The following is a 10,784-nucleotide window of genomic DNA, read 5'->3' as shown; positions in this document are numbered from 1 at the left end:
GGCCCCGGGGTGGGGCGATCTTCCTCGGCCGTTCACCCGTGTTCAACGACCCCCGGCCGCCAGCCATTCCGGCCGGGGGATGTCGCGGGTCACCGTCGGACCGGACAATCCGCCCAAGGTGGTCGCGGCCGGGTCAGGCCGGCCCGGACGTTCTGCCAGCGGCAGATCCGCTCACCGTGAACATCCCGCATCGGCCGGGCCGGGCGGGCGCAGGCTGGTACGCATGAGACTGCTGGTGCTGGGTGGGACGGGCTTCGTCGGCGGGGCCGTGGTACGCGAGGCGGTACGCCGCGGCTGGTCGGTGACGGTGTTCAACCGTGGGTTGCACGGGGACGTCCCGGCGGGCGTACACCGGTTGCGCGGTGACCGGACCGCGCCGGGCGGCCTCGCCGCGCTCGCCGGCGGCGCGTGGGACCTGGTGGTGGACACCTGGGACGGGGCGCCCCGGGCGGTGCGGGACGCCGCCCGGGCGCTGGCGGGGGCGGTTCCCCACTACGGCTACATCTCCAGCGGGTCCGTGTACGCGCCGCCGGTGCCCGCGGGCGTGGGGGAGGAGGCGCCCACGGTGCCGGCCGCCGCCGACGCGGACGACGGGGACTACGCACAGAACAAGGCGGGCGGGGAGCGGGCCGCGGTGGAGGTCTTCGGCGACCGGGCGTTGCTGGTGCGGGCCGGGCTGATCCTGGGCCCGGGGGAGGACATCGGTCGGCTGCCCTGGTGGTTGCGGCGGATCGCCCGAGGCGGGGAGGTGCTGGCCCCCGGCCCGCGGGACCTGCCGGTGCAGTACGTCGACGTGCGGGACCTGGCGGGCTGGGTGCTGGACCGGGGCGTCGCGGGCACCGGCGGGGCGTACAACGTGGTCAGCCGGACCGGGCACACCACGATGGGGGAACTGCTCGACGCGGCCGTGGCGGTCACCGGCGCGGACGCGGCGCTGCGCTGGACCGACCCAGAGGTGATCCTGGCCGCCGGGGTGGAGCCGTGGAACGACCTGCCGATCTGGATCCCGCCGGGCCACGAGTACCGCTGGTTGCAGGAGCGTGGCGTCGACCGGGCGTACGCGGCGGGGCTGGTCTGCCGGCCGGTGACCGAGACGGTCGCGGACACCTGGCGCTGGTTGGCCGCGGTGGGGCAGGTGCCGGCCCGGGCCGGACGCCCGCCGCGCGCCCCGGTCGGCCTGGCGCCGGAGCGGGAGGCGGCCCTGCTCGCCCGGGTCGGGAGCTGACCGGCGCACCCGCCGGTACTCTCCTATGTGGAGAATGGTCACGCCGCGTGTTTCGGTGATCCATTTGCGCGGCTGGTGTCCGTTTCCTCCTCACGGGTCGTGATGAATATAGACACACGTTCGCCGCAGGCCATACAGTTCGCGCGACTGGTGCACATCTTTCAATCACGGGGGTTGAGATGGTTCCTGGGCGCTCGATGCTGCCTGTCCTCTCGTTGAATCGTTTCCGGATCGCCGCCGCCGGTGCCGCGGCCGCGGTCCTGGGTGGCCTGTTGGGGGCGCCGTCGCCGGTCCTGGCGGCGGCGCCTGCCGCGTCTCCGGCCGCCGCGGCGGTCGCGCCGGACGCCGCCTCCGCCGCCGCCCAGGCGAAGCGGTCGGGCCACCGGGTCGAGGTGGCCTCGGCGCGTACCGAGTGGACCCAGGTGTTCGCGAACCCGACGGGCGGGTTCACCGCCGAGTCGATCGTCCGGTCCCGCTGGGCGTACGCGACGAACAACAACAGCACCAACAGCGACACCAGCGCGGCGCGGGTCGGCAAGGACCCGAGCACCGGCACGCTCTACCGGTCGTACTTCGAGTTTTCCCTGACCGGTCTGCAGGGCGCGCAGATCCAGTCGGCGTACGTGCAGCTGAAGCTGGACCACTCCTGGTCCTGCACCAACACCCCGACCTACCTGTACCAGTCCGGCCCCATCACGAGCACGCCGCGTACGCCGTGGGCGCCGGCCCTCACCAGCCTCCGCGCGACCGCCCAGTCGCACGCGAACGAGAGCGGCGGCTGTTCCGGCTCGCCGCAGCCGGACATGGTCGTCAACTTCGCCGGCACCGGGGTCACCGGTCTCGTCCAGAGCTACGCCGCCGCCGGCCTGGCCAACGTCACGGTCGGGCTCTGTGCGTGCAGCGCCGCCGACGGCACCGGGGAGTCCACCACGGACCGGTGGAAGAAGTGGTACCCGGACAGCGCCCGGCTGGTCGTCGAATACCTCTGATCCCGGCACACGTGCGGGTCGGGGCGGGGATGGTCCGGCCGGTCGGTTGACCGACCCGGCAGCGCCACCCCGGCCCGCTCACCGCAGGTCGCGCCACCTAGTACGCGCTCACCCACGATGCCACGCCGGCCCACCCGGGCCGGCGAGCGGTACGGCTGTGTCAGACCATCTCCTGCCCGAAAGGGCTCCCTTCGGTCACCCCTGTGGAGGCATGGTGCCACCCATTTCTCGCTCCCCCCACGGAACCGCACGAAAGCCGGCCAGCCGGACCCGGGCCCGTACGCTGATCTCCGCGATCGTCAGCGGCGCCCTGGTCGCGTCGGCGCTGACCGCGCCCGCTCAGGCGGCGGTGAAGCCCAAGCCGCACCTGGCGGCGCAGCAGGAGAAGGTCGACTCCGACGGCGCGCCGGCGAAGGGCCGGGCCTGGCCGACGAAGCAGGTGCGCAGCGCGCAGCTGGCGGCGCCGGTGTGGCCGAAGCCGGGCAAGGCGTCGGTGGCCCTGCCGGCCGCGGTGTCGGGTCAGCGGCGGGCCGCCGCGCCGGCGGTGAAGGCCGGCGACCTGCCGGTGTCGGTGGGCCGCGGCGCGGGCCCGGCGGGTGCCCGCACCCAGGCCGTGTCGGTCGAGGTCCTGGACCGGGCGGGCGCGCCGCAGCAGTGGCGGGACGGGCTGCTGCTGCGGGTCGCCGGGGACACGCCGGCCGGGGCCGCGAAGACGGCGGCGGGCCCGGGCGCGGCCACGCTCTCGGTGGACTACCGGAGCTTCAAGTACGCGTACGGCGGCAACTGGTCCTCCCGACTGAAGCTGTGGCAGGTGCCGGAGTGCGAGTTGAGCACGCCGGGCAGGTCCGGTTGTGCGGCCATGCCGCTGGAGTCCCGCAATGACGGCGGGGCGGTCACCGCCGAGGTGCCGCTGCCCGCGGCCGGCACCGCCGCCGCCTCGACGCTGGTCGCCCTCGCCGCCGGCTCGTCCGGCACGGAAGGTGACTTCGCCGCGACCCCGCTGTCGATCAGCTCCACCTGGTCGGCGGGCACCTCCACGGGTGGCTTCTCGTGGTCGTACCCGATGCGCGTGCCGCCGTCGATCGGTGGCCCGGCGCCGAGCCTGGGCCTGGCCTACTCCTCGGACGCCGTCGACGGCCAGTCGGACGCCTCGAACAGCCAGCCGTCGTGGATCGGCGAGGGCTTCGACTTCTGGCCGGGTTACATCGAGCGCAGCTACGTCGGCTGCTCGGACGACATGAAGGACGGCAACAACAGCACCAACCGCACGGGTGACCAGTGCTGGCGGTCCGACAACGCCACCATGTCCCTGAATGGCCGGGGCACCGAGCTGGTCTACCAGGACGGCAAGGGCTGGCACGGGCGCAGCGAGGACGGCTCCAAGATCGAGAAGCTGGCCGGCGCGACCAACGGTGACGACAACGGCGAGTACTGGAAGGTCACCACGACCGACGGCACCCAGTACTTCTTCGGGCTGCACAACCTGCCGGGCCAGAGCAGCGTCACCGACTCGGCGTGGACGGTGCCGGTGGCCGGCAACCAGTCCGGCGAGCCCTGCCACGCCACCAGCTTCGGTTCGTCCTTCTGCGACCAGGCGTGGCGCTGGAACCTGGACTACGTGGTGGACGTCCGGGGCAACACCATGTCGTACTGGTACACCCCGGAGACCAACTACTACGCCCGCAACGCCACCTCCACCAGCAAGGCCCGGTACGACCGGGGCGGCGTGCTGAAGCGGATCGACTACGGCACCTGGGACCGCAAGCGCGCCGACGGCAGCGTCGACCGGTCCGTCTCGCCGACCGCCCAGGTCGTCTTCACCACCGCGGACCGGTGCGCCGCGGACTGTTCCACTCACGACGCGGCGCACTGGAAGGACGTGCCGTGGGACCAGGAGTGCACCTCCACCGCGGCGAACTGCGGGGAGAACTACGCGCCGACGTTCTGGTCGACGAAGCGGCTGTCGAAGATCACCACGCAGGTGTGGGACACCACGAAGACCACCGCGGCGTGGCAGCCGGTGGAGTCGTGGACGTTGAACCACACCTGGCCGGCGGTCGGTGACGGCAGCGACCACGCCGGGATGTGGCTGACCTCGATCGTCCGCGCCGGCCTCGTCGGCGGCACCGACACCATGCCGCCCGTCACCTTCGAGCCCGTCTCCATGCCGAACCGGGTGTTGACCAAGAACAACACCACCAACAACCGCATGCGGATGGGCAACATCGTCACCGAGACCGGTGCCAAGATCCAGGTGACGTACAGCCGGCCCGACTGCACCGCCAGCAGCCTGCCGGCCACCACCTACGGCAACACCCGCCGCTGCTACCCGGTGATCAGCCCGGACCCGTACGACTACGACGGGCCGGAGATCACCGAGTGGTGGCACAAGTACGTGGTCACCCAGGTCTCCGAGTCCGACCTGATGGTCGTCGTCGGCGGCACCGACCACGGCCAGCCGGTCCAGAACACCTTCTACACCTACGTCGGCGCTGCGGCCTGGCACTACGCCGACGACAACGGGCTGATCAAGCCCCGGCGCAAGACCTGGAACCAGTTCCGCGGCTACGCCCAGGTCGAGATCCGCAAGGGCGACGCGCCGTCGCAGACGCTGACCCGGACCACGTTCCTGCGCGGCATGCACGGCGACAAGGCCTCCAACACCGCCGGGGACACCCGCAGCGTCACCGTGGCGGCGTCGCTGGGCAGCGAGACGGTGTACGACGAGGACCAGTTCGCGGGGATGGTGCGCGAGCAGGTCGTCTACAACGGCGACGACACCAAGCCGGTGTCGAAGACGGTGAACGTGCCGTGGCGGTCGCCGGCGTTGGCCAGCCGCACCGTCAACGGTGACACGGTGACCGCGCGGTGGACCAACACCCGGGTCAGCTACGCGGGCACGGCACTCGGGGTCGACGGGGCTTCGGGCTGGCGGGTGACCAGCACCGAGTCGACCTTCGACGACACCTACGGCACCACCGTCTCGGCGCAGGACAACGGCGACATCAGCAAGACCGGCGACGAGAAGTGCTACACGTACGCGTACAACCGCAACACCGGCAAGAACCTCACCCAGCTCGTCAAGCGGACCACGGCGGTCGCGCTGAAGTGCGGGGTGACGCCGAGCACCACCGACGACATCCTGACCGACGAGCAGAAGTTCTACGACGGGGCCACCAGCGTCGACACGGCACCCGGCTACGGCGCGGTGACCCGGGTCGACCAGCTCAAGGACTGGTCGGCGGCCGGCGGCACCGTCTGGCAGACCACCAGCAAGGCGACCTTCGACGCGTTCGGCCGCCCGGCCACCACCACGGACGCCCGCGGCAACACCGTCACCACCAGCTACCTCCCGGCCACCGGTCAGGTCACCCGGGTGACCACCAGCACGCCGGATCCGAACGGTGGCACCAACCCCTGGACCACCACCCTGAACCAGCTGCCGTACTGGGGTTCGCCGAGCCGGACCACCGACTACAACGGCAGGGTCGCGGACATGGAGTACGACCCCTCGGGCCGGCTCGCCCGCGCCTGGGAGGTCGGCTGGTCGAAGGACGATCACCCGACCAGCCCGTCGGTGCGGCACAGCTACGTGTTCGCCGCGAACCGGGACGCCTACCCGTACGTGAAGACCACCGCGCTGCACGCCGGTGGCGGCTACCGGGACACCTACCAGATCTACGACGCCTTCCTCCGCCCGCGCCAGACCCAGTCTCCCGCCGTCGGCGAGGGCCGGGTGATCACGGACACCCAGTACGACAAGGCCGGCCGGGCCGTCACCGCCTACCAGGCGCACCTCGAGCCGGGTACGCCGGCGGGCGGGCTCTGGTGGGAGCCGGAGTGGTCCGTACCGGCGCTGACCAGGACGGTCTACGACGACGCCTCGCGGGCCACCGACGAGATCTACTACGGCACCGACGGCGTCACCAACCTGGTGGAGAAGTGGCGCACCACCACCCGGTACCTGGGCGACTCGACCACGGTGACGCCCCCGGAGGGCGGCACGGTCACCACCACCCGGACCGACGCCCAGGGGCGCACCGTCGAGCTGCGCCAGCGGGTCGACCCCACCCAGGTCAAGCCCGACCTGAGCACCACGTACACCTACAACCGCAAGGGCCAGCTGGCGAAGGTCGTCGACACGCTCGGCAACGAGTGGGTCAACACCTACGACGTCAAGGGCCGCCAGATCACGGCCAAGGACCCGGACAAGGGCAAGACCACCACCGATTACAACGACTACGACGAGCCGACCAAATCCACCGACGCCAACGGCAAGGTGCTGGTCAACCAGTACGACTCGATCGGGCGCCGGACCGCCCTCTACGAGGGTTCCGTCTCCGACGCGAACAAGCGGGCGGAGTGGAAGTACGACAAGCTCTACACCGGCCAGACGGTGCGGGGGCAGCTCACCCAGAGCACCCGCTACGAGGCCACCGGCGGCACCAGGTACGGGTACACCTACCGGGTCACCGGCTTCAACACCCGATACCAGCCGACCGGCACGCAGTACGTCATCCCGACGGTGGAGGGCAGCAAGCTCGCCGGTACGTGGGACTACGGCTTCGGCTACTCGCCCTACACCGGTGATCCGAGCAGCGTCACCTACCCGGCCGGCGGCGGCCTCACCACCGAGACCGTCACCACCGAGTACGACGGCACCACCGGCCTGCCCACCGCACTCGGCACCAACCTGATCAACGTCGGGGCGTACGTCACCGGCCAGCGGTACACCGAGTACGGCGAGCCGACGATCACCACCCGGAAGACCAACGGTGGGATGTACGTCGAGGACTCCACGTACTACGACCTCACCACGCGCCGGGTCAAGCAGTACAAGGTGCGGCCGGAGACGGCGGCCGGCACGGTGCAGGACACCGCGTACGAGTACTTCGACATCGGCAACGTCAAGTGGATCAAGGACACGCCGCAGGTCGGCTCGGCCGACACCCAGTGCTTCGGCTACGACGACCTGCGCCGGTTGACCCGGGCGTGGACGCCGAAGGCGGGCGTGGACTGCGCCACCGCGCCGTCGGTGGCCAACTTGGGCGGCCCGGCACCCTACTGGCACGACTGGACCATCGACGACGTCGGCAACCGCAAGACCGAGACGGCGCACACCACCCTCGGCGACACGGTGCGCAGCTACGCGACGCCGACCAGCGGCCAGAACGTGGTGCGCCCGCACGCCGTCACCGCCGTCACCAGCCAGGCCCCGGGACAGTCGGCGGTCACCACCAAGTACGCCTACGACAACGCCGGCAACACGACCTGCCGGCCGACCGGCGCCGCCGCCAACGACTGCGGCACCGGCGCCAACTCGCAGACCCTCACCTGGAACAGCGAGGGCCGGCTGTCGACGGTGACGGCCGGCGGCCAGAACGTCGAGACCAACATCTACGACACCGGCGGCACCCGGCTGATCCGGCGGGACGCCACCGGAACCACCCTCTACCTGCCCGGCCAGGAGATCCGCGCCGACAAGAACTCGGTGGTCACCGGCACCCGCTACTACAGCTTCGCCGGCGAGACCGTCGCCACCCGGAACCCGAGCGCGCTGACCTGGCTCTACTCCGACCACCAGGGCACCCAGCAGATCGGGGTGGACGCGAACAGCCAGCAGGTGAGCGTCCGGCGGCAGACCCCGTACGGCGATCCCCGCGGCAGCCAGCCGCAGTGGAGCAACCAGAAGGGCTTCGTCGGCGGTGACAAGGACCCCACCGGCCTGACCCACATCGGGGCGCGTGAGTACGACTCCGGCCTGGGCCGGTTCATCTCGGTGGACCCGGTCCAGGACCTCGCCGATCCGCAGCAATGGAACGCCTACGCCTACAGCAACAACAGCCCGGTCACCTTCGCCGATCCCAGTGGCCTCCGGGCCTGCTCCGACGACGCCTGCGGGCCGGGGGCGGACTACGAGGACATGTACGGCAACTACGTCGAGGTCAAGGGCGACAACGACGGTTGTGGCGGCAAGTGCGGCGACGACGACTGGGCGCAGGCCCGGGCCGCCCACGAAGCGGGCGGCGGCAACGGCGGCGGCGGTGGCGGTGGCAAGGGCGGTGGCAAGGGCGGCAAGACCGGCCCGAGCGACGAGGACATCAAGCGCGCCCAGGAGGTCAAGAAGCAGAACGCCATCTCGATCATCATCAAGGCCGGCGGGCAGCTTCTCCTCGACCTCTTCGGCATCAACGACATCCTCGACTGCATCCACGGCGACCTGATGGCCTGCGCCTGGACCCTCGTCGGCATGTTGCCGTGGGGCAAGGCGCTCCAGATGGCCAAGAAGATCAAGCCGATCGCCAGCACGCTCGCCCGCACCGGACGCGCGCTGATGAAGTGGGCCGACGACGTCAAGTGGGCGGACGACGTGATCCGCCAGGCCAACAACTTCATCGGGGGCGCCGCGAAGAGCTGCCACAGCTTCGCGCCCGGCACCAGAGTGGTCATGGCCGACGGCAGCCAGAAGCCGATCGAGAAGGTGCGGGAAGGCGACGAGGTCGTCGCCACCGATCCCGAGACAGGCAAGACCGAGTCCCGACCGGTCACCGACACGCACACCAATGACGACTCGGACCTGACCGATCTGACCGTTGTCGCGGAGAACGGCAGCGAGACGGTTCTGAAGACCACCCAGCACCACCCGTTCTGGAACGACGACCGGAACCAGTGGGTGGATGCCGCCGACCTCCACAAGGGGGAGCGGCTGCGGACGCTGGACGGTTCGCGGGTGGTCGTCAAGGCCGTTCACTCGTACCTCGGCCTCAAGGTCATGCATGACCTGACCGTCGACGTCGTTCACGCGTACTACGTGCTGGCGGACACGTTCCCGCTGCTGGTACACAACGTCAACGCCGCCTGCCCGGTGCACGGCCCGACGGCGATTCCCGGTCAGCCGGGCGCCCGGTGCACCTGCGAGTTCCCCGGCACCGACGGAACCGCGGAGGAGGCGATCAACCGGCGGGTCGCGCACACCACCGAGGTGGACCACCAGCGCCAGGTACGCGATTCCGTCGCGAATGGCGTCAAGAACGTGGTCGACTCGTCGAAAACCGGCCAGGGTGACCCGGTGCTCGGGGCAGTCGTGGTGGTCGCGGGAGGAATGGCCAAGTGGAAGACTCGAAAGGCGGCACGTGACGCCGCGGAACGGCTGGCGGACTAGGAGGCGAAACGGTGAATGGCCTGATCTGGCTGTTGGCGGGCGTCGGCTCGGCCGTCCTGCTCGCGGTGGTTGCGCTGATCCTGGTCCGCAGGGCTGCCGCCCGGCGACGAGACGCGGCGGCCGAGGGCCGGCTGGCCATCAAGCAACTGGCCGGCGCGAAGGACAAGCGCGACCGGGGGACGATCCGTGGCACCGGCAGCGAGGGCGATCGCAACATGCCCTACCAGGCGGCGTACGGGTCCGACACCACCATGGGTGCGTGATCCCGTGACCAGCTGAGGTCGTCGCGGTGACAGCGGGCGGTGGGGCTCCGGCGGTGCCGGCAGCGCCACCGCCCGCCGTGCCCCGCCGCCGGTGCGCACCGATCTGGTCCGCTGCCCGCGTCACCGGCCCGCGGTCGAGGGCGTGGCCACCGGCAGGTCGACCACCTCGTCCACCGATCGGCGCGGGGTGGCCACCCCCGGCTGGCCGTACCCGATCCGCATGACCATCTGCGGCGTGCCGAACCGGCCCAGGGACAGCCGCAGCGCCTCCCGGGCGCCCGGCACCTCGATCGGCTGGGAGATCATCGACGCAGCCAGTCCCGCGTCGGTGGCGGTGAGCAGCACCCGCTGCAACGCCTGCCCCGCGACGACCTGGTCGGTGGCCGTGTTCCCGGCCGAGCCGAGCACCGCCACCAGCGGCTCCGGCTCGAAGTCGCGCCCGGGCGGCCGGTTCCGCCCGCCGTACCCGCGTTGCGGCAGCAGGTCCTGCGGTTCGCTCTGCGGGCCGCCGGCCGCCGCCGGCACCCCGTCGGGGGAGGGCTCGGAGCGGATCCAGGTGGACCGCTCGGTCACGTACGCCGGGTCGCGTTCCAGGACGCGGTGCGCGCTGCGGGCGATCTCGCCGAGCGCGTTGACCGCGGTGGTGCCGATCAGCAGCTCCAGCCAGCACTGCTCGGCCCGGGCCGCCTCGCCGAGCCGCCAGCGGGCGTCGGCGGGCACCGGGTCGGGCCAGAACGGGGCGCGGTTGCTGAACCGGCGGTCGATGGCCGCGTACAGGCTCTGCTCGGCCGGGGTGGGGCGGCGCGGGACGTCCGGGACGAGCCGGGCCACCACGTCGGGGTCGGCGGGGTACGGGCGCAGCCGGACGGTGGCCGGGGTGCCCGCGACGGCGAGCGACAGCCGCAGGTTGAACAGCGCCGCCCCGCAGGCGATCCGGGCGCCCCAGCCGCTGGGGTCGGTGGCGGGCAGCCGGCGCTGCGGGTCGACGCGGACCTCGATCCCGCCGTCGCGCAGCCGGAACCGCCACGGTTGGGTGTTGTGCAGGGACGGCGCACGTACCGCGTCGTGTACGGCCGCCGTCAGTTGCTCGGCGCTGTAACCGGTGGTCATGGTGGGCTCCTTCCGCGCGGACCGTGCTGTCCCCG

5 protein-coding genes are annotated in these 10,784 nt (G+C 71.6%); 4 read left to right on the top strand and 1 reads right to left on the bottom strand.

Annotation, left to right across the window (positions count from 1 at the left end; genetic code table 11):
- Positions 1-223 precede the first annotated feature (223 nt).
- The 4 genes from AB0I11_RS27830 (at position 224) to AB0I11_RS27815 (ending at position 9,639) form a co-directional block, all read left to right on the top strand.
- On the top strand, positions 224-1,225 hold the full coding sequence (locus tag AB0I11_RS27830; protein ID WP_357326838.1) for an NAD-dependent epimerase/dehydratase family protein: 1,002 nt from the start codon (positions 224-226) through the stop codon (positions 1,223-1,225).
- Between the two features lie 215 nt (positions 1,226-1,440).
- Complete coding sequence (locus tag AB0I11_RS27825) at positions 1,441-2,214, top strand: DNRLRE domain-containing protein (RefSeq protein ID WP_357326835.1); 774 nt, start codon at positions 1,441-1,443, stop codon at positions 2,212-2,214.
- Between the two features lie 214 nt (positions 2,215-2,428).
- Positions 2,429-9,376, top strand: a complete 6,948-nt coding sequence (locus tag AB0I11_RS27820; RefSeq protein WP_357326790.1) for a polymorphic toxin-type HINT domain-containing protein — start codon at positions 2,429-2,431, stop codon at positions 9,374-9,376.
- Between the two features lie 11 nt (positions 9,377-9,387).
- Positions 9,388-9,639 (top strand): hypothetical protein, encoded by a 252-nt coding sequence (locus AB0I11_RS27815; protein ID WP_357326787.1) that lies wholly within the window; start codon positions 9,388-9,390, stop codon positions 9,637-9,639.
- Between the two features lie 120 nt (positions 9,640-9,759).
- On the opposite strand, the gene AB0I11_RS27810 is transcribed toward AB0I11_RS27815, so the two are convergent.
- Complete coding sequence (locus AB0I11_RS27810; protein ID WP_357326784.1) at positions 9,760-10,749, bottom strand: nitroreductase; 990 nt, start codon at positions 10,747-10,749, stop codon at positions 9,760-9,762.
- Positions 10,750-10,784: the final 35 nt, after the last annotated feature.

Source organism: Micromonospora sp. NPDC050495 (genome assembly GCF_040655175.1).
In the GTDB taxonomy this organism is placed as follows: domain Bacteria; phylum Actinomycetota; class Actinomycetes; order Mycobacteriales; family Micromonosporaceae; genus Micromonospora.
The sequence above is the reverse complement of the archived record's forward strand: the minus strand, read 5'-3'. Positions and strand labels throughout refer to the sequence as shown.